The 25832-nt window shown below is 50.6% G+C and carries 21 protein-coding genes and 1 tRNA gene; 19 read left to right on the top strand and 3 right to left on the bottom strand.

The window, feature by feature from the left end:
- Positions 1-106 precede the first annotated feature (106 nt).
- The gene (gene efp / locus VV089_RS10405) at positions 107-664 is read left to right on the top strand and encodes an elongation factor P (protein ID WP_172544731.1); all 558 of its coding nucleotides are present in this window, start codon (positions 107-109) and stop codon (positions 662-664) included.
- A 114-nt stretch (positions 665-778) separates the two neighbouring features.
- Here efp and VV089_RS10400 read toward each other — a convergent pair.
- Positions 779-851 (bottom strand) — tRNA-Arg (locus VV089_RS10400).
- Positions 852-1100: 249 nt separating this feature from the next.
- On the opposite strand from VV089_RS10400, the gene VV089_RS10395 reads away from it, so the two are divergent.
- Both VV089_RS10395 and VV089_RS10390 read left to right on the top strand, forming a co-directional pair.
- The gene (locus VV089_RS10395; RefSeq protein ID WP_334335823.1) at positions 1101-1991 is read left to right on the top strand and encodes a DUF5688 family protein; all 891 of its coding nucleotides are present in this window, start codon (positions 1101-1103) and stop codon (positions 1989-1991) included.
- Between the two features lie 141 nt (positions 1992-2132).
- Entirely contained in the window at positions 2133-3200 is a 1068-nt protein-coding gene (locus VV089_RS10390; protein WP_334335822.1) for an SH3 domain-containing protein, read from the top strand.
- Positions 3201-3304: 104 nt separating this feature from the next.
- Here VV089_RS10390 and fliD read toward each other — a convergent pair whose 3' ends face one another.
- Positions 3305-4171: a flagellar filament capping protein FliD gene (gene fliD, locus VV089_RS10385; RefSeq protein WP_172544734.1), complete on the bottom strand. Its 867-nt coding sequence runs from the start codon at positions 4169-4171 to the stop codon at positions 3305-3307.
- A gap of 233 nt (positions 4172-4404) precedes the next feature.
- On the opposite strand from fliD, the gene VV089_RS10380 reads away from it, so the two are divergent.
- The 7 genes from VV089_RS10380 to VV089_RS10350 all read left to right on the top strand — a co-directional run bounded on the left by VV089_RS10380 (position 4405) and on the right by VV089_RS10350 (position 11463).
- Entirely contained in the window at positions 4405-4842 is a 438-nt protein-coding gene (locus VV089_RS10380) for a hypothetical protein (protein ID WP_172544735.1), read from the top strand.
- A 462-nt stretch (positions 4843-5304) separates the two neighbouring features.
- Positions 5305-6228 carry a class II fructose-bisphosphate aldolase gene (locus VV089_RS10375; RefSeq protein WP_334335821.1) on the top strand — a complete coding sequence of 308 codons (924 nt, stop codon included), beginning with the start codon at positions 5305-5307 and terminating at the stop codon, positions 6226-6228.
- Between the two features lie 13 nt (positions 6229-6241).
- Positions 6242-7513, top strand: coding sequence for a PTS transporter subunit IIC (locus VV089_RS10370; RefSeq protein ID WP_334335820.1), 1272 nt, complete (start codon positions 6242-6244; stop codon positions 7511-7513).
- A gap of 11 nt (positions 7514-7524) precedes the next feature.
- On the top strand, positions 7525-7836 hold the full coding sequence (locus VV089_RS10365) for a hypothetical protein (RefSeq protein WP_172544738.1): 312 nt from the start codon (positions 7525-7527) through the stop codon (positions 7834-7836).
- Between the two features lie 13 nt (positions 7837-7849).
- Positions 7850-8314 carry a PTS sugar transporter subunit IIA gene (locus VV089_RS10360; protein ID WP_172544739.1) on the top strand — a complete coding sequence of 155 codons (465 nt, stop codon included), beginning with the start codon at positions 7850-7852 and terminating at the stop codon, positions 8312-8314.
- A gap of 15 nt (positions 8315-8329) precedes the next feature.
- Complete coding sequence (locus VV089_RS10355; RefSeq protein WP_334335819.1) at positions 8330-9310, top strand: hypothetical protein; 981 nt, start codon at positions 8330-8332, stop codon at positions 9308-9310.
- 98 nt (positions 9311-9408) lie between these two features.
- Positions 9409-11463, top strand: coding sequence for a BglG family transcription antiterminator (locus tag VV089_RS10350; RefSeq protein WP_334335818.1), 2055 nt, complete (start codon positions 9409-9411; stop codon positions 11461-11463).
- 299 nt (positions 11464-11762) lie between these two features.
- Here VV089_RS10350 and VV089_RS10345 read toward each other — a convergent pair whose 3' ends face one another.
- Entirely contained in the window at positions 11763-16016 is a 4254-nt protein-coding gene (locus VV089_RS10345; RefSeq protein ID WP_334335817.1) for an acyl-CoA dehydratase activase-related protein, read from the bottom strand.
- Positions 16017-16321: 305 nt separating this feature from the next.
- On the opposite strand from VV089_RS10345, the gene VV089_RS10340 reads away from it, so the two are divergent.
- The 9 genes from VV089_RS10340 (at position 16322) to VV089_RS10300 (ending at position 25812) form a co-directional block, all read left to right on the top strand.
- Positions 16322-16528: a LysM peptidoglycan-binding domain-containing protein gene (locus VV089_RS10340; protein ID WP_172544637.1), complete on the top strand. Its 207-nt coding sequence runs from the start codon at positions 16322-16324 to the stop codon at positions 16526-16528.
- Between the two features lie 124 nt (positions 16529-16652).
- Positions 16653-17534, top strand: coding sequence for a hypothetical protein (locus VV089_RS10335; RefSeq protein ID WP_334336238.1), 882 nt, complete (start codon positions 16653-16655; stop codon positions 17532-17534).
- 187 nt (positions 17535-17721) lie between these two features.
- Positions 17722-18513, top strand: coding sequence for a formate/nitrite transporter family protein (locus VV089_RS10330; RefSeq protein ID WP_172544638.1), 792 nt, complete (start codon positions 17722-17724; stop codon positions 18511-18513).
- A 93-nt stretch (positions 18514-18606) separates the two neighbouring features.
- Positions 18607-19578 carry an acyltransferase family protein gene (locus VV089_RS10325; protein WP_334335816.1) on the top strand — a complete coding sequence of 324 codons (972 nt, stop codon included), beginning with the start codon at positions 18607-18609 and terminating at the stop codon, positions 19576-19578.
- A 129-nt stretch (positions 19579-19707) separates the two neighbouring features.
- Positions 19708-20754, top strand: a complete 1047-nt coding sequence (locus VV089_RS10320; RefSeq protein WP_172544640.1) for an aldose epimerase family protein — start codon at positions 19708-19710, stop codon at positions 20752-20754.
- A gap of 18 nt (positions 20755-20772) precedes the next feature.
- Positions 20773-22269 (top strand): glycerol kinase GlpK, encoded by a 1497-nt coding sequence (glpK, locus tag VV089_RS10315; protein ID WP_334335815.1) that lies wholly within the window; start codon positions 20773-20775, stop codon positions 22267-22269.
- A gap of 57 nt (positions 22270-22326) precedes the next feature.
- The gene (rbr, locus tag VV089_RS10310) at positions 22327-22869 is read left to right on the top strand and encodes a rubrerythrin (RefSeq protein WP_334335814.1); all 543 of its coding nucleotides are present in this window, start codon (positions 22327-22329) and stop codon (positions 22867-22869) included.
- Positions 22870-23078: 209 nt separating this feature from the next.
- Positions 23079-23810, top strand: coding sequence for a hypothetical protein (locus tag VV089_RS10305; protein ID WP_334335813.1), 732 nt, complete (start codon positions 23079-23081; stop codon positions 23808-23810).
- Positions 23811-23817: 7 nt separating this feature from the next.
- The gene (locus tag VV089_RS10300) at positions 23818-25812 is read left to right on the top strand and encodes a LysM peptidoglycan-binding domain-containing protein (protein WP_334335812.1); all 1995 of its coding nucleotides are present in this window, start codon (positions 23818-23820) and stop codon (positions 25810-25812) included.
- Positions 25813-25832 lie beyond the last annotated feature (20 nt).

Raw genomic sequence — 25832 nt, 5'->3', positions numbered from 1 at the left:
GCGTAGATTTGTGCAGAGGATCTGCATGAATATAGTTCAAATTGAGACTGGTACAGTATAAATAAAGTACAGTTACGGAAGGAAAAACTAGGAGGAATAGTGAAGAATGATTTCAGCAGGAGATTTTAGAAATGGTGTAACCCTTGAAATTGAGGGAAATGTTTATCAGATTATGGAGTTCCAGCATGTAAAGCCGGGCAAGGGCGCAGCTTTTGTGAGAACCAAGCTTAAGAATATCATCAACGGCGGCGTGGTAGAGAAAACCTTCCGTCCCACCGAGAAGTTCCCGGCAGCGCGTATCGACCGCGTGGATATGCAGTATCTGTATTCCGACGGAGATCTGTTCCATTTTATGAACGTAGAGACCTACGATCAGATTGCACTCAACGCAGAAGACATCGGCGATGCGCTGAAGTTCGTGAAAGAGAACGAGATGTGCAAGGTATGCTCCTACAATGGCAATGTATTTGCCGTAGAGCCGCCTCTCTTTGTAGAGCTTGAGATCAGCGACACCGAGCCGGGCTTCAAGGGTGATACCGCAACAGGCGCAACCAAGCCGGCCGTGGTAGAGACAGGCGCTACCGTATATGTGCCTCTCTTTGTGGAGCAGGGCGATAAGATCAAGATTGATACCCGTTCCGGAGAGTATCTGTCCAGAGTATAAGCTGATAGGACATCACAGGTAAAGACAGAAAGACAGGCTGCCGCAGGTTTTTTGCGGCAGCCTTTTTTTCGGGCAAAACAAAAACCCGATCTGCAGTGAGATCGGGTTATCTGATGCATCTGACTAGATTCGAACTAGCGGCACCTGGCGTCGGAGGCCAGTGCTCTATCCACTGAGCTACAGATGCAAGTGATTAACACCTTGATTATTCTACAACAAAATTTGAAAATGTGCAAGCATTATCTGAAAAAAATCACCGAAAATTAATGTTACGGTTCGCTCCGTGACCAGTAATATATCAATTTCTAAAAAAAGTATAAAGTTCTTGTAATTGTAAAAAATTTACTGTATACTAAAAATGTCTTTCATTCAAAGCAGCGTTTCGCTGTATCAATCCCCAAAAGACAGATAAATCAACAAAGAAAGGAAGGAAAAGATGAACTATCAAGAATTTGTAGGCTCTGTGACCGGGTTTTTGCGGGAAACACTGCCCGGAGGCACAGAACTGAGCCTGATTCCCCTTGAAAAGAACAACGGGGTAATCCTGGAAGGATTGTCCGTGCGCAGGGAGGGAGAACGGGCAGCTCCGGCTATTTATCTGGATACCTATTACCAGGAGTATCTGGCCGGCCAGCCTTTAAGGCAGATTCAGGAGACAATCCTGGAGTGCTGCGAGGACAGTTGTTTTTTCGGGCAGTTTGACGCCGACTTTTTTGCAGATTACCGGAAGGTAAAACCTACCGTTGTCTACAAGCTGATCAATTATGAGAAGAACAAGGAGCTTCTGGGACGGATTCCCCATGTGCCCTTTTTGAATCTGGCTATGGTATTCTACTGCCTTCTCCCGGATACTCCGGTAGGGAATGCTACCGTGCTCATACATAACAGCCACATAAGGTACTGGCAGATCACCTGCACGGAGCTCTGCCAGGATGCAAAGCAGAATACCCCCCGTCTGCTTCCGGCAGAAGTAAAATCCATGAGCCAGGTGCTTTTAGAGCTCTCGGACGGAATGGAGGATTCCAAAGATGAGGTGATTCCCATGTATGTGCTGACTAATTCCCAAAAGGCGCTGGGGGCTGCATGCATCCTGTACGACAATATGTTAAAATACTGTGCGGAATGTCTGGGATCCGCCTATTACCTGCTTCCCAGCAGCATCCATGAAGTGATTCTCGTTCCGGAAAAGGCTGTGCCGGACTCTGGGGAACTGGCAGCTATGGTACGGGATATCAACCGGACACAGGTGCTGCGGACAGAAGTGCTTTCGGATCAGATTTATTTCTATCGGCCCGAATCCGGACGTTTATCCATGGTTAAGGAATAGATTTCACAAATTTATCACATTTTACAGTTGCCTTTTTTCCATAAGTTTGTTACAATCTTTTTATTACGAAATTGTTACATTTGTTAAGCAGATATAACTGTGCCGGATAAATGTAAAAACTAGAATTGAGGATGTGAAAAAATGTCGGATAAGTTTGGAAATTGGATAGCAAGGTATAAGCGTCAGACAGCGGCAGGCTGTATTCTCCTCTGCCTGCTGGTGGTAGCGGCAGTTGTACTGACGGGCAAAAAGAAGGGCGCGGCTCAGGAGGCCGAGGCAGCAGACGTACAGATACGGACAGAGGAAGCAGAAGGCGAAGGCGAAGACAGCGGAGCCGTTGTTTCGGCGGCAGGCAGCCAGGAGGGAACGGTAGCCCAGGTAGAGCCCAATGTGCTGGAGCAGGATGCCTATGAGGATGTGAATGCCATTGTACAGCAGTATTACAGCTTTCTGTCAGCAGGAGACATGGAAGGCCTGGCTACTGTGGTGGATGAGATCAGCGACGACGAGAGAAGCCGGATTCTGGGCTCCCAGAGCCTTGTAGAGGGCTATCAGAATATTTCCTGCTATACAAAGAAGGGAATGGAAGAGGGATCCTATGTTGTCTTTGTCTACTATGAATTGAAGTTTAAGCAGATTGAGACGGCGGCGCCGGGACTTTCTCCGCTGTATGTATATACCAACGAAGAAGGCAGTCTCTGCATTATGAACCGTGAAGCCAGCGACGAGCTGAAGGCCTATGTAGAGGAGATGGCGGACGGCGATGAGGTAAAAGCCCTTCGTGACGAAGTGAAGGAAAAATACGAGGCTGCAAAGGCGGCAGATGAAGATCTGGCGAAGCAGGAGGAGCGGTATGTGCGTCTCTCCTCAGAACCGGAAGAGCCTGTAGAAGTAGCAGAAGCAGAAGAAGAAGCTCCAGAGGAGACACCGGAAGAAGCGCCGGAGGAAACCCCGGAAGAACCGGAGGAGGAGCCGGCAGAGGAGCCTTCCCAGGAGCCTGCGCAGACAGGAGAGGGCACAGCCCAGAACCGTGAGACACGGTTTACAGAGAGTGTGCGCCTGCGTTCAGAGCCAAGCACAGAGGCGGAATATCTGGGCACGGCTTACCAGGGAGAGCATGTGACACAGATCGAGAGCTATGGGGATGGCTGGAGCAAGATAAAGTACAATGATAAGGAATGTTATTGTAAGACTGAATTTTTGGAATAAAAAAAGAATGAAAAGCGGCGGAGCCTTTTGTAAGGCTTCGCCGTTTTTGAATCATGTGCCTGGCGGCACACGTTTCCTATCACTCAAACTGCTTTTAAAAGCAATTATACCAGGGTGTTGAGCATAGAGCCTACCGCATAATAATTGGTAAGATTGTATGCGCCGCCCAGTGCAAATTTGGAAAAGATTTCAAAATCATCCAGATCGCTGATGGAATTTGCCTTGCTTTGCTTTTCGGCAACGCCGGCAATCTTTTCTACAGACGCATGGTCAAGGATGTCGGAAGCCTTGGTAGCCGCGCGCTCTGCCATGCCGAACTGTCCGCCCATAATATCCTTCACAGAATTGTAATTCTTATCCAGAGTGTCCTTCAGCTTATCCTCGTCAACCTGAAGATTGCCGGACTTGTCATAGCTTAAGCCGATTCTAGCCATTGCATCCTCTGTGGTCAGAGCGTTCTTCAGAGAATTCAGCTGTCTTACTACGGTAGAGCTGCGGTCAGAATTGTTCTCCAGGAAAGAAACGGCGTTGTTGTAAGCCTTTGCAAAATCCTTGACTGCGGTAACGATATCTTCCTTAGCCTTGTCTACGGCTGCCTGTGCAGCGGCTTTATCCTCATCGGTGTTTGCCCTCTGAAGATCCTTCATAGCCGTCTCGTATTTGGAAAATACGTTGTTGCGGCTGCCAACGCGCAGCGCCTCGGAGGCAGATTCCAGAGAGGTCAGATTGTGCTTATAGCTTAACAGGAATGTAGACGTGCTGGAGGAACGGGAAGTACTCGAGGTGTAAGAAGAACCGGTACTGCTGGTGTCCTTTTTGTCTGTTGTACTGGACGTTTTGTCGGTGCTGGAGCTTTCAGATGTATCGATTCCTAAGGATTCTTCCAGCTTTTTTTTATCTGCCGCTGCCTGATCCACCCAGGATTGATACTCATTGTTGCTGCCAAAACCAGATACTCCGCTTATTGCCATATTTTCAACTCCTTTCTGGTATGCATTATTGGATCTTCGTAATCCAATAAGTGTAAAATACCGTATTTTTCATTTTTGAAGGAAGAGGTCTCCTTCTAATATATATATCGGCAGAAATTTCCCAAATAAAATAAAAAAGGAATAAAAGACCATATATTTTGTTAGGAAAAGCGCATAAAAGGGGAAAATCTCCACACTCTATAGGAAAAGAGCGTGGGAGAAAGGAGTTTTTTATGCTTACAGGTGAAGATTTCGCGGTGCTCAATGAGGCGTACCGCAACAGTAAAATGGGAGTGGAGACCATCAATGCGATTATCAGTAAGGTTTATGACGAGGATCTGGCTTTGGATCTGAATCGGCAGGCGGTTAAGTTTCTCTCTTTTGAGGATAAGGTGACGGAGAAGATCCGTGAGGCGGATGAACGTCCGGAAACGGGCTCGCCGGTGGGGAAGGCTATGCTTTGGACTTCTATTCAGGCGAATACGCTTCTGAATACGAGCACGGAGCATGTGGCGGATTTGATGATTCAGGGGAATACCAGGGGGATTACAGATTTGATGAAGGCGGTGAAGGCGAATAAGGGGGCTAGGAAGGAGTATTGTGAGCTGGCGGAGGAGCTGATGGATTTTGAGGAGAAGAATATTGAGCAGTTGAAGAGTTATTTGAAGTAGGTGGGGGACGGACAGTTCAGCCAGCCTGTGGCGAAACCGCCCCTCTGGGGGTTCCATATCCGGTGTTCGGACGGTTCACGTACATTCTGTCTGCTATGTACGGACATTGACTTTTTTGGAAGCTTGTGTTTGCAGGGCCTGGGGTCAATGTCCGTTCATATCAGACAGCCTGTGCGTGAACAGCCGGACACTGGATATTGGAACCCCCAGAGGGGCGGTTTCGCCACAGGCTGGCTGAACTTGGTTGTGGGAATGGGTGTAATTTTTGCAGGGGGCTTTTTACAAAAGTTTCCCTGTTTTTTCGTTTCTGCGGCTGATAGAATGGAGGCATCAAGAAGTACTTCTTACGGAACTGGAAACAGTAATATTCCTCGATTTCCAGACGCATTTTTCTGCGGCTGGAAATTGATTTCATAACAGTGTACTTTGAGGGATATTACGGAACTGGAATAGGAGGAACGTATGCCGATTGTTAGAGAGAAGGATTTGTTAGCTGCGGCGGAGGAGAGGGGATTTGCGGTTCCTGGCTTTTTCCCTTTTAATCTGGATTTTATCAGGCCGATTATTGAGGTGGCGGAGGAGGAGGGGGCTCCGGTGGTTCTCTGCCAGGGGCCGGAGTTTATTGAGAGCTTTGGGGAGTATGTGTTTACGGAGGCCTGCAGGACGGCGGCTCATTATGCAAAGGTTCCGGTGGCTTTGTCTGTGGATCATACGTTTGTGACGGATGAGAGGACGATTCCGAAGCTGATCCGGGATATTCATTTGGGGTGGGGGTCTGTTATGGTGGACGGGTCACTGCTTCCCTATGAAAAAAATGTGGAGATGAGTAAGGAGCTGGCGGGAATCTGCCGGGGAGCAGGGGTGTCTAGTGTTGCGGCCCTGGGAGAGGTGCGGCGGTTTTTTCCGCAGGCGATGCAGTATGAGGGGCCTTTTCAGGAGAGTTTTGTGGTGCCGCCGGAGATTATGACGGATCCGGAGCAGGCGAAGGCCTTTGTGGAGGAGACAGGGATTGATACGCTGGCTGTTTCTGTGGGGCAGTATGTGCGCTCTCTGTGGGATGGGGAGCTTCCGCCTTTTAAAAGGACGGCACGGCTGGATTTTGACCGCCTGGAAAGGATTCGGAAGGCGGCGCCGGCTCATTTGCTGCTCCATGGTTCTACCCATGTCTGTGAGGATGACCTGCAGGGGGCCGTTCAATGCGGCGTCAGCATGATTAAGGTGGCTTCGGAGCAGGCTCTCATCTGGTCTAATGAGATCCGGCGGTTTGTTACGGAGAATCCGGATGTGATGTTCCCGGAGGATATTCAGAAGCCGGCTTTGATGGAAGTCAAGGAATCTATGAGGAAATATATTCGTCTGTTCCGGGCGAATCAGCAGGCAGGATAAGGAGGGGAAACGTATGAATATGGTTGTAAATGCACTGAACTGGTTTGGAAAGCTGCCGGGGCCGGTTATGATGTTCTTGTTGTTTTTGGTAATCAATCTGATTCTGCGCATTGGAATCGGAAAGTCTGTGAAGGCGGCTTTTATGTATGCGCTTGGGCTGTTTGCCCTGTCCACCTTTGCCTTTGATGTGTTTTTGGGGACAGTGGCGGCAGTAGGAGATGCCATGGTGGCGAATCTGGGACTGACGAAAACCGTTGTGGACTTTGGATCCGGCGTTACGCCTGTGATTCTGTCCAATCCCATTGTGGTGTGGGCGATTCCCATAGGCCTGGCCCTCAATATTCTGATGCTGGTGTTTAAGCTTACGAAAACCCTGGACGTGGATCTCTATAACATGCTTTATTTCTGGGGAATGCCGGCCGTTCTGGTTCTGACTGCTACGGGAAATGTGACCTTTGCCGTACTTTCCATTGTGATTACGGGCATTTTAACCTTGAAGATTGCGGACTGGTCGGCGCCGAAGATTCATGCGGTGCTGCCTCAGTACCAGGGCCTGTCGTTCCCCTATGTTTACAGCGCCTACTATGGCCCTCTTGCCTATTGGTTTAATAAGCTCTTTGACAAGGTTCCCTTTATCCGGGATTCCAACATTACGGCAGATGCCATCAAGGATAGGCTGGGCGTGCTTGGAGAGCCGGGAATCATCGGATTTATTCTGGGAATTGTGATGGGGCTTTTGGGTGGGTATTCCATTCCGGATGCCTTGAATACCGGCATTAAGCTGGGCGCAGCCTTGTACTTTGTCCCCTTGAGCACCAATATCCTTATCCAGGGCCTCAATGAGACGACCTCGGTGCTCACGGAGTGGGTAAAGCGCAAGTTTAAAGACCGGGAGATTTATATCGGACTGGACGGCGTAGTGCTGGCCGGAATGCCGGAGAATCTGGCTGTCGGCCTTCTGCTTGTGCCAATCGCCCTTTTGGTATCGCTGATTCTGCCCTGGAATACGGTGCTTCCCATTGGAATGCTGTCTGTGGGCTTTATCCTGGTTGCAATCTTTATGCCCTTTTTTAAAATGAATATTTTAAAGGGAACCATTTTCTGTGTGGTTGTAGTGATCTGCGAGCTGTTTATCGGCCAGATGATGGCGCCTTATTTTACGGAGATTGCTATGGGGGCGGGCTATGCCATTCCTTATGATTCTGTCCAGATTACCAATGCGGCAAACTGGCCCAATCTCATTTGCGTAAAATTATTTGAACTGATTCAGGGACTGATTTCTTAGGGAGGAAAGCGATGCAGAGTAAGAGAAAAATTCTTGTTATATGTGCCTTGGGATATGCCACCTCTACCATGATTAAAAAAACCATAGAAGACTTTTTGAAGGAAAAAGGCATTTCCGGCTGGAAGGTGGATGCAGTGGGATTGAATATGTCAGAGGGGCCCGTAAAGGATGCGGCAGTTATTGTATCCTCTCTGGAGCTGAATCCGAAGGATTACGCAGTACCCATTGTCAATGGCATATCGCTGATCAGCGGCATCAATAAAGAAGGAGCTTTGAAGGAAATTCTGGAGCTTGTGCAGAAAGCAGAAGCTGCAAACGGATGAAAGGAAGAGGGGTATGATTACCAGAAAAATGTTGTACGAGCATGCGCAGCTGCTGACCATAACAGGGGGAGGAACAAGTGAAGAGGTTCTTATGGAGCTGGGGGAGTATGCCGTGGAGCATCAATTGGCCAGGGAAGGATTTCCCGAGGCTCTTCTTAGGAGAGAACGGCAGTATCCTACGGGAATCCAGGGAGTTATGGGAGTAGCGATTCCTCATTCCGATCAGGAATATACAAAAGAGGCCTCAATTGTCATTGCATTGTTGGAGGAGCCTGTAAGCTTCCGCCCTATGGGCGGAGGCGGGCAGGTGGCGGTAAAGGTGATTTTTATGCTGCTTTTGAATAAGCAGGAGCACCAGGTGGAGGTACTGGAGAACATTGTGGGATTTATCCAGGACGAGCGTAAGCTGAAGGAGCTGTGGAGCGAAGATGCGCCGGCCAGGATTTACGCGGCCTTTGGACAGTATTTACATGGGTAAGGAGAGAGACAAAGGATGAACACGCAGATTGCCCTTGCTGGAACGATATTCGTTACATTCTTATGGGGTTCCTGGTTTCAGACAGTAAAGCATACCGGCAATTTCCCGGTGCATGCGTTTATCAGTATGATGTATGCCGTGTCTGTTGTGATTGTATGGGGAGCCATAGGATTTTTGGGGGCAGAAATGGTTCCCCATGGAGTTCTGAATGAAATGACTGGGAACCGGCCTCTGGCCCTGCTGGTTTTTGCCTGCGGCCTGGTCTTTGGAGTTGCCATGCAGCTGCAGCTGACGGTTGTGAAAAGGATTGGCTTGATTTTGTCTACATCCGTCAGCGCCACCTGCTCTATCTTAGGCGGAACGGCAGTATCCATGATGTTTGCCGGTATTCCGGAAGGCGTCTCCATTGTGATTCTGGTCACGGCGGCAGTGCTCCTTATTCTGGCTGCGATACTGTGCCAGCTTGCAGGAAGCAGGCGTGACCGGGAAGCCGGGCGCCTGGAAGAGCAGAGTTCGAGGGCAAAGGATGTACTGTTCCTTGTATTCATCAATTTGGTTCTGATGTCCTCCTATCCCCTGGCGACTTCTATGGGCCTGCGCTCTCCATTACGGCCGGAAGGTTTTGCCTCCCTTACCTGTATGGGGCTTCTGGTTGTGGGAGCGTGCATTGGTTCTTCTGGCTTTACTTTCCTCTCATGGAAAAAGGAAGAGAACTGGAGGAAGAGGAAAGAAGTTCCTATGGCCAGGCTTCTTTTCCTGGCAATGCTTGCAGCCTTCTGCCATTTCGGGGGAAATGTGCTGCATGCGGTTTTTGCGCCTGTAGTCAGCGTGGCCATTGCCACGGTAATGGGGAACAGCTATCACTGCTGGAGCTATATCTGGGGACTGGTTTACGGAGAATTCAAGGGAGCATCCGGGAAAACGTGCCTGATGCTTGGTTCCGGGATTTTGATGTTTCTGGCAGGAGTCGTTCTGCTGTCCCTTGAAATTGTTTAGAGAAATCCTTAAGAGTCTGCGGCAGGAGCTGCGGACTCTCCTTTGAGCCCCGGAGCATGCCTGATGATAAGGCATACTCTGGGGGATGGAGATGCGCTATGAATATGTTTACGGTACAGATACTGCAGATGCTGCTCCACGACGGGCAGGCAGAGCTTTCGGATATTCTTTGCAGGCTTGCAGTTACCAGAAGAATGTTTTTATATTATCAGAAGCAGCTCAACGACTTCCTGGAAGCCTCCGGACTGCCCGGCACGCTGCTCACAGAAGAGCGCCTGTATCTGAAAGGACCAGAACGGGAAGCATACATGCGGCTTTTAGAGGGGCTTGACCCAAGAGCATACTATCTGGAGGCAGGAGAACGCCGGGAATGTATGCTGCTTCTGATCGGCATCACAGGAAAGCCTCTGACCCTGGAGGATTTTGTAAATGTATTCCATGTATCAAGAAGAACCCTGCTAAGCGACGTGAACACAATCAAGGATTCCCTGCAAAAGCAGAAGATCGCCCTCTTAAACTGGCCCAAGTACGGCTATTACTTTCAGGGAGACGAGCTTCATATCCGCTATCAGCTTTTTCTCGCATACCACAACCGGGAAAATCTCTGCATCGACCGCATCAAGCGTCAGATCCTGACAGAGGAGCTTGCAAGACAGTATCCAAAGCTTGAGGCAGATGTGTTTCTGGAACACCTAGTCCATCTGCTGACCGAGAGCGAGACATGTGGGAAAGAGCATTTTGTATATTTTTCTGTCCAGGATCTGGCCCAGACCATCCTGCTGACACTCTTAAGGGGAAAAAAACAGCCCATTCTGCCTCTGCTTGACAAGAAAGAGATAAGCTGCACCGAGGGAACAGAATACTTAAAGAAAGGCTTAAGCCGCATGGAAATAGAACTGGAGCCCGGCGAGCAGCAGTACCTGTGGCTGGTATTGCAGTCTGCCAAGGTCAGCGGCAGCGACATCAGCGGCTGTCAAGAGCTCATACTGGAGCTGGCCAGAGACATCCAGACAGAATTCAAAATCGTCTGCGGCATAGACCTCTTTCAGAACATAGAATTTTTCGAAATGTTCCTGCTTCATGTCCGCTCCATGTATTACAGAACCAGATACCGGATAAAAACCACCTCCTTTTACGATCATCCAGAGGAAGTAAACCCGGCATTTTCCCATATCACAAAGCAGGTAATGGAAAAAATAAGCCCAAAGTACAATCTGCTCATGGACGAAGCCGAGATCCAGTTTATCAGCTACTACTTTTTCTGCATGGAAGAGCAGAAGCTTTCTTCCGGGGAAAAGCCGGAAGAAAAAGTCGTCATCGTCTGCGCCTCGGGCCTCGGAAGCTCCGCTTACATCCGCTGCCAGGTCTCCCGGCTCTTTGAGCACGCATTTGCCATCCAGCTTTCCGATTTGAGAAATCTGGATTCCGTCCTGGATGAGCATACCAGGCTTATCATCAGCACCTTAAAGATAGAAGAAAACCAGCGAAAAGGAATCCCCTTTATAAAAATATCAACCATCCTCACCCCACAGAACCGGCAGGAGCTGATAGACTGGCTGCTCCGCCAGGAGGCCTATATACAAAAGAACGGCGCCATCCGGGACATCCTGAGCATCATCAAAAAATACACCGTCATCCAGGATCACGAAAAGCTATTTTCCAGGCTGAACAAATATTTCCGCACAGATCCCCTATGGAAAAGAGACCTTACCCTAAGGGATCTCCTAAAACCCGAGTTTGTGCAGATCTACGACACAGCCCCTGCCTGGCAGGAAGGAATCCGGCTTGCAGCCCAGCCCCTCCTAAAAAGCGGCTATATCAAAGAAGCCTACTTAACAGCAATCCTGCAGACCATCGAAAAACACGGCCCCTACTGCGAGATAATAAGCGGCGTCCTCCTCGCCCACGCAGAGCCCTCCGGAAACGTATGCTGCCCCGTCATGTCCCTGGCCCTATTCCAAACCCCCATCTGGTCAGAATCCTGGAAAAAACACATAACCGCCATATTCATCCTAGGCGTCATAGACCACTACAGCCACGCCTCCGCCCTGGCCGAATTAGTAACAGCCCTATCCAAAAACGAAACCTACCGCCGCCTCCCCCAATACAAAACCCCCCAAGAACTCTACCAAACCCTCACAGAAGATCCCTAACCTAACCCACTCCACCCATACCAAACAAACAACCCACCCACCCACCAACATCACCCCTCGCCAAAACAACCAACTTAAGCACACAAACCTGCCGCCGCCAAAACATACAACTGCGGAAAATAAGACGGCAGGATTTTCCAATATCCAGTGTCCGGCTGTTCGCGTACAGGCGTCTGATATGGGCGGACATTACCAAGCAAAACCAAGATAGTCCCCAAAACCATCCAAGGTAATGTCCGTCCAGAGCAGACGCCTGTACGCGAACCGTCCGAACACAGGATATGGAAAATCCTGCCGTCTTATTTTCCGCCACCCCCCAAATCCCGATAAGCCGTAGCCAACATCAACTTCAACCGATTCAGCTGATTCACCTCACTAGCTCCAGGATCATAATCAATAGCCACCACATTCGACTTCGGATAAACCTTTCTCAGCTCCTTAATCACCCCTTTTCCTACCACATGATTCGGCAGGCACCCAAAAGGCTGGGTACATACGATATTATGCACCCCATTCTCAATCAGCTCCAGCATCTCCCCGGTAAGGAACCACCCCTCCCCGGTCTGATTGCCAAGAGACACAAACCTCGAAGCCATATCCCCCATCTTATCGATATTTCCCGGCGGTACAAAATGAAGGCTCCGCTCAAAAGCCTTCACAGCCGGCTTTCTAAGCCACTCCAAGGCCTTGATCCCCAGCCGTCCCTTTCTTGCAGAAGAGCGCTTCTTACCAAGATAATCCGCCTTAAACTCATTATTCTTAAAGCAGTAAAGCAGGAAGTCCATGAGATCCGGCACCACAGCCTCTGCCCCTTCCGCCTCCAGAAGCTCCACAATATGATTGTTGGCAGAGGGAGAAAACTTCACCAGGATCTCCCCCACAACGCCGACTCTGGGCTTTTTGAGATTTTCATAGATAGGAAGCCGGTCAAAATCTTCAATAATCTCTTTGCAAAGCCGCACAAATCTGCGGTGAGAGGCGTGAGCACTGGAGAGGAACTCCTGGCAGCGCTTTTTCCATTTTTCATGGAGGCGGTCGGCGGCGCCCGGCACCTTCTCATAAGGCCGCATCCGGTAGAGCGCCCGAAGGAAGATATCCCCGAACACCAGCCCGTAAAGTCCTTTCACGGCCAGACGGGGCGTGATCCGAAAGCCGGGATTCTTTTCCAGACCGCTTAAATTCATAGAGATCACCGGAATATCCGGATACCCGGCCTTGCAAAGGGCCCGGCGGATAAATCCGATGTAATTGCTGGCCCGGCAGCCGCCGCCTGTCTGAGTGACAATAACAGCCAGCTTTTCCGGGTTATAGCGGCCTGAGAGAATCGCAGTCATAATCTGCCCAACCACCACCAGAGAGGGGTAGCAGGCGTCGTTGTTAACGTATTTAAGCCCCGTATCAATAGCCGTCTTGTCAGAGTCAGGCAGAACCTCAAGCTGGAACCCGGAGGCCCGGAAAGCCGGCTCGATTAAGTCAAAGTGGATGGGTGACATCTGGGGACAGAGGATGGTATAGGTCTTGCGCATCTCCTCGGTAAATACAATCCGCTCATAGGAGGAGGACACAATGGAACGGCACACGGCCTTTTGTTCCCTCACCCGGAGGGCAGAAATGAGAGAGCGCACCCGGATTCTTGCCGCACCCAGGTTGTTGACCTCGTCAATCTTCAGACAGGTATAGATCTTCCCGGAATTGCTCAGAATATCATTAACCTGATCTGTCGTCACTGCATCCAGGCCGCAGCCAAAGGAATTGAGCTGTATGAGATCCAGATCCTCCCGTGTCTTCACAAAGTTAGCCGCAGCATAGAGACGGGAATGGTACATCCACTGATCCATTACCATCAAAGGACGCTCCACTCCGTAGAGATGGCAGATGGAGTCCTCGGTAAATACGGCAATGCCGTAGGAAGCGATGAGCTCCGGAATGCCGTGGTTAATCTCCGGATCTATGTGGTAGGGACGGCCGGCCAGAACAATGCCCCGGCGTCCTGTTTCCTTCAGATAGGAAAGGGTTTCCTCTCCTTTGCGCATCATATCTTCCCGGGCATTTTCAAGCTCCTTCCAGGCCTTGCGCACTGCGGCAGAGATCTCTGCTGCCGGGATGTGGTATTTCCCTTCAAATTCTTCTATGAGACGCTTCTCCAGAATCCCCATATTTTCAAAGGAAAGGAAGGGGCTGAAAAAGTCAATGGAGCCGTCTGCAAGCTCGTCGATGTTGTTCTTGATGTTCTCCGCATAGGAGGTGACAATGGGGCAGTTGTAGTGGTTGCCGGCATCGGGAAATTCATTCCGCTCATAGGGAATGCAGGGGTAGAAGATAAACGTAAGCCCCTTTCGTATCAGCCAGGTCACATGGCCGTGGGCCAGCTTGGCCGGATAGCACTCCGATTCACTGGGAATGGATTCGATCCCCAGCTCATAAATCTTCCGGTTGGAGGCCGGAGAGAGAACCACCTGGTATCTAAGCTCCGTAAAAAAAGTAAACCAGAAAGGATAATTTTCGTAAAAATTCAAAACCCTTGGAATCCCAACCTGTCCCCGGGACGCCTCGTGGATGGGCAGAGGCGTGTAGCCAAAGAGCCGCTTGTTTTTGTACTCGCAGAGATTAGGGACTTCCTCCTGGTTCCGGGACTTTCCAATCCCCCTTTCACAGCGGTTGCCGGAAATAAACTGACGTCCGCCGGTAAAACGGTTGATGGTCAGGCGGCAGTTGTTGGTGCAGCCCTTGCATTTGGACATGGTAGTGGTGAATTCCAGCCCCTTGATCTGTTCGATGGACAGCATGGAAGTCTTGGAGCCTTCCTGGTAGCGTTCTCTCGCAATGAGAGCCGCCCCGAAAGCGCCCATAATGCCGGCAATGTCGGGCCGAACCACCTCGCAGCCTGCAATTTTTTCAAAGCTTCGAAGAACGGCATCGTTGTAGAAGGTGCCGCCCTGGACTACGATATGACTGCCTAAGGAGGAGGCGTCGGAAACCTTAATCACTTTAAACAAAGCGTTTTTAATGACAGAATAAGCCAGTCCGGCGGAAATATCGGCAACCTGCGCCCCTTCTTTCTGGGCCTGCTTAACTTTGGAATTCATAAATACGGTACACCGGGTTCCCAGATCGATGGGATGCTCCGCAAAGAGGGCTGCTTTTGCAAAATCTTCTACACTGTAGCCCAGGGATTTGGCAAAGGTCTCGATAAAGGAGCCGCAGCCGGAGGAGCAGGCTTCGTTGAGCTGTACGCTGTCCACGGTATGGCTGCGGATGCGGATACACTTCATATCCTGGCCGCCGATGTCCAGGATGCAGTCTACCTTTGGATTGAAGAATTCCGCCGCATAGTAGTGGGCCACCGTCTCCACCTCGCCTTCGTCCAGCATGAGGGCAGCTTTGATAAGGGCTTCCCCATAGCCGGTAGAGCAGGAACGGGCAATACGTGCGTTTTCCGGAAGAAAACGGTAGATTTCCCGGATGGCCCGCAGGGTTGTCTTAAGAGGGCTTCCGTTGTTGCTGCTGTAAAAGGAATAGAGGAGGGAGCCGTCTTCTGCGACCAGCGCAGCCTTGGTGGTGGTGCTTCCGGCGTCAATGCCCAGAAAGCAGTTTCCCTCATAGGCCTGGAAATCGCTGCGCAGAACCTGGTGGCGGCTGTGGCGTTCCTGAAACTTGCCGTACTCATAGCTGGAGGTAAAAAGGGGCTCCATGCGCTCCACCTCAAAGTCCATCTGGATATGGGACTGAAGCAGAAGCTTCAGTCTGTCAAGAGAGGTTGTGACCTCCGGATTGCTGTTCCTGGCGGCTCCTATGGCGGCAAAGAGGTGGGAGTGTCCCGGCGCAATGGTGTGTTCCTCGTCCAGCTTCAGGGTGCGGATAAAGGCAGCCTGAAGCTCAGAGAGAAAATGAAGCGGGCCGCCCAGAAATGCCACATGGCCCCGGATAGGTTTGCCGCAGGCCAGGCCGCTGATAGTCTGGTTGACCACGGCCTGAAAAATAGAAGCGGACAAGTCTTCTTTTGTCGCTCCCTCGTTGATTAATGGCTGGATATCTGATTTTGCAAATACGCCGCAGCGGGCGGCAATGGTGTACAGAGAACGGTAATTTTTTGCATATTCATTGAGGCCCGCGGCGTCCGTCTGTAAGAGGGAGGCCATCTGATCGATAAAGGAGCCTGTGCCGCCGGCGCAGATGCCGTTCATGCGTTGTTCGATATTTCCGCCCTGGAAATAGATGATCTTGGCGTCCTCGCCGCCCAGCTCGATGGCGACGTCGGTCTTTGGAGCCTCGGCTTCCAGAGCCTGGGCCACTGCAACTACCTCCTGGATGAAGGGAACTTTCAGATGTCCGGCAAGGGCTAAGCCTCCGGATCCGGTAATGGCCGGGGCCAGTGTAAGATCCCCGAGAGAGGCTTCTGCTCTTCCAAGCAGCAGGGCCAGCGTCTCCTGAATATTCGCAAAATGACGTTCGTAGTCGGAAAATAACAGGGTTCCCCTGTCATCCAGTACTGCAATTTTAACAGTAGTGGAACCGATGTCGATTCCAAGCTTATATGCAGTCAGATTGTTCATATACCAATTTTTTCTGCAGAATTTGTACTGCAGCCTCCTTTTCTAGCGTCCCGGCACGAAAAACGTTCACAGGGGAACTGTTTCTGCCTGGCGGACATAAGGGTAGAAAAACTACATGATTTTACATTATACGACACTTAAAAAATTAAGGCAAATAAAAAAATTGTAAAAAATATTCTTAATTTTTGCCGGAAATACTGATTTGCGGCATTGTGATTGAAATTTTGAAGCTTTTGGAAACAGAAATTGGGTGAGGTGCATATAGTATTCTATATAATAAGGAAAGAGTTGAGGTAAACTTTTCTATGAATCATTGCCATGGATTTCTTCATATTGTAGAAAAAGGGGACACCCTTTATCTCTTAAGCCGCAGGTATCACGTGCCGCTGTGGGCTGTACTGAACGCCAATCCTTATGTGAATATCTACAATCTCCAGATTGGGGATGAGATCTGCATCCCCTGCAGGATACGGCCCAGGGAGGATTGCGCAGCCCCCTATGATTGTCAGTAACGGCTGTGAACGCTGTGTTGACAAACAGACGGCCCTCACCTATAATAAACCAAAAGAGCACTTGAAAAGAAAAAGGGAGATCCGGGGAAGACCGGAATCCCGGAGAAAGGAAGAAGATTACTGCATGAACTGGATTGATAAGCTGGAGAAGAAGTTTGGAAGGTATGCCGTTTCGAATCTGATGTATTATATTATTATACTGTATGCGGTGGGGTATGTGGTTCTGCTGTTTGCACCGGATTTGTATTACAACTACCTGTCGCTGGATGCATCGGCCATTGTGCACGGGCAGATCTGGCGTATAGCGACCTTTCTGATTTATCCGCCAAGTTCCAGTTTAATCTGGTTTCTGGTGGTGCTGTATCTTTACTATTCCATTGGAAGGGCGCTGGAAGCCCAATGGGGAACCTTCCGGTTTAACCTGTACTTTTTTATGGGAGTGCTGCTGCATATTGTGGCTGCCTTTGTGTGCCAGTATGTGTTCGGCGTAAACTTCAGCCAGCATTTTGGAACTTATTGGCTGAACAATTCCCTTTTCCTTGCTTATGCGGCTACCTATCCGGATATGCAGTTTATGCTGTACTTTCTGATTCCTATTAAAGCGAAGGCGCTGGGTATTATATACGCAATCTATTTCGGAGTGGAGATTGTGGTGGGCTTCCTTGCGGAACATTTAACAATCAATATGCTTTACGGCTTGTCGAGAATCGGAATCATCGTACATCCTGCTTATAGCCTGATGGCCCTTTTGTCCCTGGGGAATTTTGTGATTTTCTTTCTGGGAATGCGGAAGCTGCACCGTTATTCTCCCAAGGAGATTCATCGCAGGCAGACCTATGTGCGCAGCGTGAAGAGAGGGGAAAGGGCTGTGGGCACGCATAAATGCGCTATTTGCGGCCGCACGGAGAAGGACGGGGACAACCTGGAATTCCGCTTCTGTTCCAAGTGCAACGGAAATTATGAATACTGTCAGGAGCACCTGTTTACCCATACTCATGTAAAGTAAAGAAAAAAAGAAGCCTGCTGCCAGGCTTCTTTTTTAAAATCTTCCTACACAACGTATGATGGCATTTCCCGGGGAAGAGTGTTATAGTTTTAACAAGTTGAAATATTACGGAACTATTCATATGTGCCGAAGCGGCTTTACCATTTAGAGCTGCCGCGCAGCGACTACAAATAGGAGGTATGGAGAGATGAATACACCAGCGGAAATTGCACAAAATTATGTGGGAATCGGAAAAAAGAAGACGGAGCTGCCGCCTGTGAAGATGCTTGTGCTCGGCATTCTGGCAGGCATGTTTATCGGTTTCGGGGCGATTGGATTTCAGATTGCCACAGCTACAATCGGAGGAAATCTTGGAAAGTTTGTAGGAGCATTCCTCTTCCCCACAGGACTGGCGCTGGTTCTGCTTGCAGGAAGCGAGCTCTTTACGGGAAACTGCCTTCTGGTCATTCCTTTGCTGGAAAAAGAGGCGTCCCTTGCCGGAGTGCTGAAGAACTGGGTCTTTGTATACCTTGGTAACTTTTTGGGAAGCGCCATACTGGCATTCCTGCTGGTATATGGACATACGCCCTCTGCTATGGACGGTGCGCTTATGAATACCATGATGTCCACGGCAGCCGCCAAGGTGGGAATCAGCGTAGGAGATGCAATATTCCGCGGAATTCTCTGCAACATTATGGTGTGTCTGGCTGTGTGGATGTCCTTTTCTGCAAAGACGGCAGGAGGAAAGATTGCTGCCCTGTATCTTCCCATTGTAGTGTTCGTGCTGGCTGGTTTTGAGCATAGCGTAGCAAATATGTATTATATTATGGCGGGTATTTTCTGCAACGGCGTCTACGGCTTAGGGGAGGCCGGCGTGAATGTCGGCAGTATGCTGGTGAACAACCTGCTTCCGGTTACGGCGGGCAATATCATCGGCGGCGGCCTGGTGGGACTTACATATTGGTTCCTTTACTTAAAGGGCGCCAGGAAGAGCGCATAGACAAAAGAATAAAGATTATTTTAAAGGCATTGATCAAGGGGCTGTCCGTTGCGGCGGTCCCTTGCGTTTGCGTTTTACAGGAGGGAAGCTGTGATGGAACAGGAATTTGGAAGCTTCAGCAGAAAGGTGACATTTGTCTCTTTTTTGATGCAGCTTGGGATTGTGATGGTTCATATGAACACGGATCACTATTTTGAACCGGGTCCAGGGGAGACAGTGACGGACGTTCTCTGCCAATGGATATCCCGGCTGTGCCTGGACGGGGGAACGGTGAGCCTTTCCTTTTTTATGATCTGTTCGGCCTTCCTTCTCTACTATAATCTCACAAAAGAAAATATGCTGGAGAAGTTTCGGAGGCGTATGGCATCGCTTCTGGTTCCCTTTGTGATCTGGAATGCCGCCGGTATGATTTTCTGCGCCTTGTATTATTGGAATACAGAGGGCTTTACAATCATTTTCACCTACATTCCTTTTCAGTTTGCAATGTCCCGTTACTGCCCGGTGATGTGGTTTTCCCAGGCGCTGCTCTTTTTCCTTTTGTTTATCCCAGTGATTCTGTGGGTGATGAAGAAAAGAGTGATAGGCGAGCTTGTGCTTCTGGGAGCTTACCTGGGCGTCCGGTTTTCCAAAGGGATTATTTCCGAGACATACAACTGCCGTGCGGCAAAAGCGGCGGCTGTTATCCTGTGGATAGGGTCTTATGTGCTTCCAGACAGCTTTGCCGCCTACTGTCTGTCCATGCTCAGGCCATTGTACCTGTGGGTTATCCTGGATAAACGGTGGATTACATTCCGGCTTCGATGGTGGATGGAGAACAACTTTTTTATTTATGCAATCCACTACTTTCTTATACTGGCTGTCGTTCCGGTTCTTAGCAGGGTGTATGGCTTTTGGGAGCCGACGGCTGTGTTTGTGATCCTATGGCGTTTTGTGTGCTTTTTCATAATTACTCTGCTGTGCGAGCTTCTTGGGAGGCTGCTGATGAGGTTTGCGCCGAAGGCGTATGGGATTTGCACCGGTGGGAGGGCGCCGGAAGCGTGTTACCGGTCACGGAGTGAACGGTAACACTTTGAAAATGTCATTTAGCGGACGAAAGCGTATTGACTAACGGGCAGCAATCACATATGATAAAAGCAGCTGTATAGAGGCGGATTCTGCGGAATTTCTGCTGAAAAAGAAAGGTGGGCGAGAACTATGAGTATTGAGGTAAAGGACTATGGCGTGACGGCACAGGGGCAGCAGGTAAAGCAGTATGTCTTGGTAAATAAGCAGGGCATGAAGGCTGTGCTGCTGAATTACGGCGCCGTGATTACAGAGCTTCATGTGCCGGACAAAAAAGGGCAGTTCCATGATGTGGTCTGGGGCTATGGCAGTATAGCGGGCTATGAGGTGAATGAACCGGGGCTTGGCTCTGCCATCGGCCGGAATGCGAACCGGATCGGAAAAGCGCAGATTGCCATCGGCGGCAAAGTGTATGAGCTTCAGAAAAATGACGGGGAGAACAACCTTCACGGCGGCAATCCCGGCTACAACCGCCGTATGTGGAAGGGGCTGATTGCCGATGACAATAAGGTAGAATTCTCTCTGGAGAGCCCTGACGGCGATCAAGGCTTTCCGGGAAATGCCAGTGTGAGGATTTCCTACACACTGACAGAGGACAATGAGCTTCGGATCGGCTATGAAGCTTCGGCAGACCAGGATACGATTTTCAATCTGACCAATCACAGTTATTTTAACCTGGAAGGACAAGAGTCCGACAGCGTACTGGAGCATCAGGTGTGGATGGACGCCGATGCCTTTACCCCTACGGATGACGGTCTGATTCCCACCGGCGAGATTCGAAGCGTGGAGGGGACACCCATGGATTTTAGGAGCTTCCACACACTGGGGGAGCGGATTGAGGAGGATTACGAGCCCTTAAAGCAGGCGGGAGGGTACGATCATAATTACGTACTGAACAATGAAGGCGCTTATGCTCTCTGCTGTAAGCTGAGATCCCTGAAAACAGGAATTGTGATGGAGGTTTACACAGATCTTCCGGGCATGCAGCTTTACTGTGCTAATTTCCTGGATAATGAAGCCGGCGGAAAGAACGGACGGGTATACAAAAAGCGGAGCGCCGTATGCTTCGAGTCCCAGTACTTCCCGGACGCAGTCCACCACGAGAATTTCAAGAGCCCCATATGTAAAGCAGGGGAAACATACCGCAGCGTGACCGGATATAAGTTTACAGCTGAGTAAAGAAAAGCGGGAGGGAGTATGGCAAAGTATGTTATGGCGCTGGATGCGGGGACGACCAGCAACCGGTGCATTCTTTTTAATGAAAAAGGGGAAATGTGCAGCTCGGCTCAAAAGGAATTCACCCAATACTTTCCAAAGCCCGGATGGGTAGAGCATGACGCCAGGGAAATCTGGTCCACCCAGATAGGCGTTGCGGTAGAGGCCATGTCTAAGATTGGGGCCGCTGCCTCAGATATTGCAGCCATCGGCATTACCAATCAGAGAGAGACTGCGATTGTCTGGGACAAGGCCACGGGAGAGCCTGTCTGCCCAGCCATTGTCTGGCAGTGCCGCCGGACCTCGGCCTACTGCGATGAGCTCCGGGCAAAGGGACTGACCGAGGTGTACCGGGAAAAGACGGGCCTTGAGATTGACGCTTATTTTTCCGGAACCAAGCTGAAATGGATTCTGGATCATGTAGAGGATGCCAGAGAACGGGCGGAAAAGGGCGAGCTTTTATTCGGAACGGTGGAGACCTGGCTGATCTGGAAGCTGACCAAGGGTGCCGTTCATGTGACAGATTATTCCAATGCTTCCCGGACTATGCTGTTTAACATCCACACCCTTACCTGGGATGAGGAAATCTTACAAGAACTGTCCATACCTGCCTGTATGCTTCCCCAGGTGAAGCCCTCGGGCTGTCTCTATGGGATGACGGATCCGGCCTTTTTCGGAGGGCCGGTGCCGATTGCGGGCGCAGCCGGGGATCAGCAGGCAGCTCTTTTCGGACAGACCTGCTTCGAACCCGGGGAGGCTAAGAATACCTATGGAACGGGCTGTTTTCTGCTGATGAATACGGGCGAGAAACCGGTGTCCTCCAAAAACGGACTGGTAACGACCATTGCCTGGGGCCTTGACGGGAAGGTTACTTATGCCCTGGAGGGCTCGGTCTTTGTGGCGGGCGCAGCCATTCAGTGGCTTCGGGATGAGATGAAGCTGATTGACAGCGCACCGGCCTCGGAGGAAGCGGCTCTTCGTGTTCCCGATACGGCAGGCTGCTATGTGGTTCCGGCCTTTACGGGACTTGGGGCGCCTTACTGGGATCAGTATGCCAGAGGGAGCATTGTGGGGCTGACCAGAGGGGTAAACCGGGAGCATATCATCCGGGCAACGCTGGAGTCCCTTGCCTATCAGGTAAATGACGTGATCGGCGCTATGGAGGCGGACTCCGGAATTGATCTGCAGGCTTTGAAGGTGGACGGCGGCGCTTCCGCCAACAACTTTATTATGGAGTTTCAGGCTGATATTACGGGAGCGCCGGTGAAGCGTCCTGCCTGTGTGGAGACAACGGCCCTGGGAGCTGCTTATCTGGCCGGCCTGACCGTAGGCTACTGGAAGGACCGGGAGGACGTGAAAAAGAACTGGCAGATAGATCACATCTTTGAGCCAAGGATGGCAGAGGAAGAACGCCAGGCAAAGGTGAAGGGGTGGAAAAAGGCCGTGAAATGTGCCTTTGACTGGGCGAAGGATTCATGAGCAGCCTTGCTCTGAAGATAGATTACAGAACCGAAACAAGAAAAGGAGAAAAAGAAAATGAAGGAATTAAAAGGAACAAAGACAGAACAGAATCTGATGACCGCATTTGCAGGGGAATCTCAGGCGAGGAACAAGTATACATACTTTGCGTCCAAGGCAAAGAAGGAAGGCTATGTGCAGATTGCAAAGATTTTTGAGGAAACTGCAGACAATGAGAAGGAGCATGCAAAGATTTGGTTTAAGCTTCTGGAGGGCGGCAGCGTGAAGGACACGATTTCCAACCTGAAGGCAGCGGCAGAGGGAGAGAACTTTGAGTGGACAGACATGTACGCCGGCTTTGCAAAGGAAGCAAAGGAAGAGGGCTTTGATGAGATTGCAGCGCTTTTTGAGGGAGTGGCTGCCATTGAGAAGGAGCATGAGGAGCGTTACCGCAAGCTGCTTGAGCGTGTGGAGGGCGAAGTGGTATTTTCCAGGGATGGGGATGTGATTTGGCAGTGCTCCAACTGCGGCCATATCTGTGTAGGCAGGAAGGCGCCGGAGGTTTGCCCGGTTTGTGCGCATCCGCAGGCTTATTTCCAGGTGAAGGCGGAGAATTACTAATGAAGCTTCCTTGAAGGTATGGCTGAGGCTGTGGGCCGGCTTTAAGAGCTTGTGCCCGGAAAATTGGAAAGAATGAGAGGCTGCATGGACGGCCGGTATACTGACCGTTTGGAAAATAGCTGTTTTTTATTTTTCAGATGGTCAGTATTTTAATGGGGATTTTTTCAGAAGATTTGGGGAGCAGATAAGGCAAAGGAGTGTGGAGAACCGTGGATACATATCAGAAATGGCTGCAGGCGGAGATGGAATGGATTGATATTTATTGCAGCAAGATACGAAGGCAGACGCTATTTGTTACAACGCCGTTGGTTTTGGCCGGAACGGCGGTTTTGATAGGCGCTTTGACGGTTGTTGGCGGCGGAAGTATGGAGGATTTTGGGTATGGGGCTGTCAGCGGCTTTGTTCTGGGGATGATTGTCTGTAGTATCTTTCTGCTGATTCTTTTGCCGACGCTTAGGCCTAAGAGGTATGCGAAGAAGATTGATAAGTGTGTAAGAGGGCTTTCGCTGAATGAGCTGGAGAAGGAGCTGCTTGCCCGGGAAATGCTGGAGGCGGATGAGGAGCACAAGATTTCTTATACGATTACAGGGCCGGGGGCGAAGGGGACGCCAGGGCGGTTTGTTCTGACGCCGCATTTTGCGTTTTTGGAGGGGAGCTGCCCTTATGCGATTCTGGTGCGGCTGTCGGATGTGGCAAAGATTCGGAGGAATGAGGAGAGAAAGACGGCTGCGGAGCGGCATGCGAAGTCTAGGACGGTCTATCGGTTTACGCTGTATACGATTGGGTTTTATCGGAAGGATCGGTTTCAGAGAGGGCTTGCAAATAGTGATCTGCCGGATGAGGCTTTTGGGTTTTTTGATGCTGGGGTTCGGGAGAGGGTGATGGGGCTTTTGAAGGAGACGGGGATTGAGGGAGATTTGGATGGAATGATTGGAGGGTGAAGGGATTATGAGGCTGCGGAGAGGTGTTGCTGGGTTGGTGATTGGGATTGGTTTTTGGGGAATTTTTTGGGTGTGGTTTGGGGGGCGGGGGGAGGCGGATCCGGATCCGCTTTGTGATTTGATTGAGGAGGATCCTTGTTTTGTGGATGGGGTGTTTGAGATTTCTTGTGCGAAGGATTATCAGCGGTTTGTGGGGTATGTGAATCGGGCTGGGAAGGAGAATCCGGAGGATGAGGGGGCAGTGGCGGTTGATGCGCGGCTGATGGCGGATGTGAATATGGAGACGGAGGAGCGGTATGCGCTTCGGAAGAGTCATCCGTATATCCGGCAGGCGATTTTGAGTTATAGCGGGACTTTTGATGGGAATGGGCATCGGATTACCTGGATTTCAGAAGCTGGGAATGGGATGTTTGTCTGTCTTGAACGGGATGGGGTGGTGTGTGATCTTGTTTTTGAGGCTCCTTCTCTTGTCTGGGATATGGATGAGTATGGGGTTGGGATGCTCTGTATGATGAATTATGGAAGGCTTGAGAATTGTGAGACGAGGGGCCGGGTGGAAGGAACGGCCTGTTATGTGGGGGGACTTGCCGGGATTAACCGGGGGGTTATTGAGGATTGTGTGAACCGGGCGGAGGTTGTGGTGGATAGCCTGGGGGATTATGGGGCTGGCGGAATTGCGGGCCTTAGTAAGTGTGAGGTGCTGGAGGGGGAGAGTGAGGAGGATCCGATAATTCCGGAGATTCGGGGATGTGTGAATTATGGAAGGGTTCGGGGAACCTGGGAGGCCGGTGGGATCTGTGCTTACAATGACTGTGCTGATATTTATGGGTGTGGAAATGAGGGGGAGGTTTCGGTCCGGTATCAGAAAGGGTATATTTATCCGGAGGAGCCGGAGTGGTATGAACGGGCAATGGCTGGCGGAATCTGCGGCCGGATGGGGCGGAACCGCCTGGAAGACTGCTATAATAAGGGGAGTGTCTCTATATTGGAGGAGGGTGTGGAGGATACGTATGCCATTGCCGGGGATACGCTTTTTTGGATTCATACGGTTCGTGGGTGTGTGAGCCTGAAAGGGACGGCAAAGGGGGCGATGCGCCATGAGAGTGTGGCGGAGCTTACGGAGGATGAGATGGAGCTGTGGCTTTTGGATCACGAGAGCGTTTCGGACAGGGGGAATAACTGGGAGTTTGATTTGGAGGAGGCGAAGGAGAAGCTTCCGCTGATTCCTCTTGGGGTTACGGAGTCTCGGCTGACTGCCGGGAGGGAGGATGTTTTTCTCTGTGAGGAATTCTGCCTGCGAAGTGAGGATGGATATTCCATTGAACGGATTTCGCCGTATGCCCTCTGTATGGAGGCGTGTGGGGATTCGGATTCCAGGCTGCAGGTGTGGGTGATGCGGGTGCCTGGGGGACTTACGGATATTGAGGCTTATCTGGATGAGTATGAGAATTTTGTAAAGGATACGGGACATGAGGTGTGGCTTGGAATTGAGGGGTCACACTGGCTTCATCCGGGGCAGAGCTATAAGGATGACGTACATGTGAAAACAGTAGACTGTGAGCAGAGCGGACAGTGGGAAACCTGGCTGGTGCATTATCGGGATGACATGCTTGCCCATGCGGCGGTGGCGGATGAGTATGGGATGGTTGACAATGTGGCGGCTCTGCCCCTGCGGCATTCGGAAGTTTCGGGGTATGAGGCGGAGTGGCTGCTGTTATTTACAAACAAGGGGGATAATTACCGGCCCTCTTTGGCTGAGGTGGATGATGTTTTGAAGAATTTCACCTGGCTTCCTTGTGAACGGAAGGTAGAACGGGGGGACTGCCTCTATCAGCTTGCGAAGGAGTATACAGGGGACGGGATCCGTTATCCGGAGCTGGCGGCGGTGAACGGACTGGAGAATCAAGGGCTGCTGATTCCGGGGCAGACGCTTCGGATTCCGGAAGAGTGGCTGGCTTTTTATGCGGAAACACCTCGCAAAACAGCGGCGTATGAACAGTGACGTGATAAATGCTGCATTGC

It is taken from the genome of Candidatus Merdisoma sp. JLR.KK011 (assembly GCF_036941125.1).
Lineage (GTDB): Bacteria > Bacillota > Clostridia > Lachnospirales > Lachnospiraceae > Laedolimicola.
Note: the sequence above shows the minus strand (reverse complement) of the source record. Positions and strands in the feature narration are given on the sequence as shown.

Bases quoted from the DNA above. Each gene is read 5' to 3' on its own strand.
- VV089_RS10355 (WP_334335819.1), top strand. From the start codon at position 8,330: ATGAACACGCAGATTGCCCTTGCTGGAACGATATTCGTTACATTCTTA.
- VV089_RS10360 (WP_172544739.1), top strand. From the start codon at position 7,850: ATGATTACCAGAAAAATGTTGTACGAGCATGCGCAGCTGCTGACCATA.
- efp (WP_172544731.1), top strand. From the start codon at position 107: ATGATTTCAGCAGGAGATTTTAGAAATGGTGTAACCCTTGAAATTGAG.
- VV089_RS10300 (WP_334335812.1), top strand. From the start codon at position 23,818: ATGAGGCTGCGGAGAGGTGTTGCTGGGTTGGTGATTGGGATTGGTTTT.
- VV089_RS10375 (WP_334335821.1), top strand. From the start codon at position 5,305: ATGCCGATTGTTAGAGAGAAGGATTTGTTAGCTGCGGCGGAGGAGAGG.
- VV089_RS10380 (WP_172544735.1), top strand. From the start codon at position 4,405: ATGCTTACAGGTGAAGATTTCGCGGTGCTCAATGAGGCGTACCGCAAC.
- VV089_RS10330 (WP_172544638.1), top strand. From the start codon at position 17,722: ATGAATACACCAGCGGAAATTGCACAAAATTATGTGGGAATCGGAAAA.
- VV089_RS10325 (WP_334335816.1), top strand. From the start codon at position 18,607: ATGGAACAGGAATTTGGAAGCTTCAGCAGAAAGGTGACATTTGTCTCT.
- rbr (WP_334335814.1), top strand. From the start codon at position 22,327: ATGAAGGAATTAAAAGGAACAAAGACAGAACAGAATCTGATGACCGCA.
- glpK (WP_334335815.1), top strand. From the start codon at position 20,773: ATGGCAAAGTATGTTATGGCGCTGGATGCGGGGACGACCAGCAACCGG.
- VV089_RS10350 (WP_334335818.1), top strand. From the start codon at position 9,409: ATGAATATGTTTACGGTACAGATACTGCAGATGCTGCTCCACGACGGG.
- VV089_RS10340 (WP_172544637.1), top strand. From the start codon at position 16,322: ATGAATCATTGCCATGGATTTCTTCATATTGTAGAAAAAGGGGACACC.
- VV089_RS10370 (WP_334335820.1), top strand. From the start codon at position 6,242: ATGAATATGGTTGTAAATGCACTGAACTGGTTTGGAAAGCTGCCGGGG.
- VV089_RS10395 (WP_334335823.1), top strand. From the start codon at position 1,101: ATGAACTATCAAGAATTTGTAGGCTCTGTGACCGGGTTTTTGCGGGAA.
- VV089_RS10390 (WP_334335822.1), top strand. From the start codon at position 2,133: ATGTCGGATAAGTTTGGAAATTGGATAGCAAGGTATAAGCGTCAGACA.
- fliD (WP_172544734.1), bottom strand. From the start codon at position 4,171: ATGGCAATAAGCGGAGTATCTGGTTTTGGCAGCAACAATGAGTATCAA.
- VV089_RS10345 (WP_334335817.1), bottom strand. From the start codon at position 16,016: ATGAACAATCTGACTGCATATAAGCTTGGAATCGACATCGGTTCCACT.
- VV089_RS10365 (WP_172544738.1), top strand. From the start codon at position 7,525: ATGCAGAGTAAGAGAAAAATTCTTGTTATATGTGCCTTGGGATATGCC.
- VV089_RS10320 (WP_172544640.1), top strand. From the start codon at position 19,708: ATGAGTATTGAGGTAAAGGACTATGGCGTGACGGCACAGGGGCAGCAG.
- VV089_RS10335 (WP_334336238.1), top strand. From the start codon at position 16,653: ATGAACTGGATTGATAAGCTGGAGAAGAAGTTTGGAAGGTATGCCGTT.